Here is a 1,440-nt window from a genome sequence, read left to right as displayed (position 1 = left end):
TATTCACCCGCGAGCTATTGACGTCGGTTTATGCTAAGAATACTGGCGTCTGATAGTCCTCTTTAAGCATATGGTGCTCGACGATTTTACGTAGCCACTTATAAGCTGAGATTTTCTGAAGCTTGGCGGTTTCTATCAGTGAGAACATTCGCTCACGGAACAGATCTCCTCGATATGAGCGAGTCACGTAACAGCACTTTCTCATCAATATATAATTACGCAGGACTCGCTCTGCAGCGTTGTTTGTTAACGGGCACTCGGAGTCATCCATAAAACGCCAGACCATAGTGTCATCAGCGATGAGGTTTCGACATCTACCTCGATATCGTTTTGAGCATTGATAACTGCCCAATTTGAGCCAATGAAGCCAACTCTTTCGTAACCGCCGGAGTCGGCGGTAATACTGGCTTTCGGTAACTTTTCCTTCGATATACCGGTGGTGACACCTGAATACGCTATGAGCGATTAAAGCGAGTTTTTCTCCGATTTTTTGGTTTTCAGGACAAACGCTCTCCTCGATTGCAATGACGTTCCTTAATATGTGAGCCCAGCATAATTGCCGCTTAGATTCGTCGATATATTTGTAGGCAGAATATTGATCCGTCACTAAAAGGTGTAAAACCGCTTCACCAAGTAGTCGTTTGGCTGCATGTTGGCTTCTTCCGCTGTTAATTTGGAAAAAGGCGACATCATTGCTTAGTGCGGCCCACATCCAGCTTTTATCCTTATTGCGCTGATGCGAAGTCTCATCAGCCATAATCAGTTTAGATGCTTTGACTGTTTCATGGATTTGAGCATGCGTATCGGCTAAGTATTCCGTGACTCGCCCTTGTGCCGCTGATATTGCACCAGTTGAGAAGTTAAGTTGGAAGACGTCTTTCAACATAGATTGTATTTTACCTATGCTTTGGTGGTGCTGGGTTGCTTGGATTGCGATAAAGCTATGTAGATTTGGCCCCATTTGAACATCAGGCACATACTCTGGAAGCTCCGCTTGATGCTTATCACCACACCATGAGCACTCGCCTTTAAAGACTTGATGCTCAATAAGTGTGTACGAAATATCAGGCAAATCGAAGATTTGATGTCGTTTGTAGGGATGTCGATTTGGAACAACACAGCCACCGCAATGGCATGTCTTGTTTGGTAAGTATTGCTCAACCGAGGCACTGTCTTCAACGGGGTGAAGCAGTCGGCGATGGCCTTTATGACCTGGTTGAGCTCCTTGCTTTTTTCCTGATTTCTTCCGATTAGGTGAAGTATTCTTAGCTTTATTATGCAAAGGCTGCTGTGATGATGGCACAGAAGAGTTTCGACTATTTTGATTTAGTCGGTCTTCAAGTTCAGCCAACTTATTCCATAAAAAATGGATGATATCTTTCGCTTCTTCAGGCGAATCGAAATCTGGCGGAGGTGGTAATGTTTTCTTATTCATACCTC

General features: G+C 44.2%; 1 protein-coding gene. It reads right to left on the bottom strand.

Annotated elements, in window-relative coordinates; translation table 11 throughout:
- Positions 1-28 precede the first annotated feature (28 nt).
- Positions 29-1,435, bottom strand: coding sequence for an IS66 family transposase (gene tnpC, locus FH976_RS15720; RefSeq protein ID WP_194091712.1), 1,407 nt, complete (start codon positions 1,433-1,435; stop codon positions 29-31).
- Positions 1,436-1,440: the final 5 nt, after the last annotated feature.

Origin of the sequence: Vibrio hibernica (assembly GCF_015223435.1) — a bacterium.
GTDB lineage: Bacteria > Pseudomonadota > Gammaproteobacteria > Enterobacterales > Vibrionaceae > Vibrio > Vibrio hibernica.
Note: the sequence above shows the minus strand (reverse complement) of the source record. Positions and strands in the feature narration are given on the sequence as shown.

What these genes read in the sequence shown, in the direction of transcription:
- tnpC (WP_194091712.1), bottom strand. Translation starts at nt 1,435, where the DNA reads ATGAATAAGAAAACATTACCACCTCCGCCAGATTTCGATTCGCCTGAA.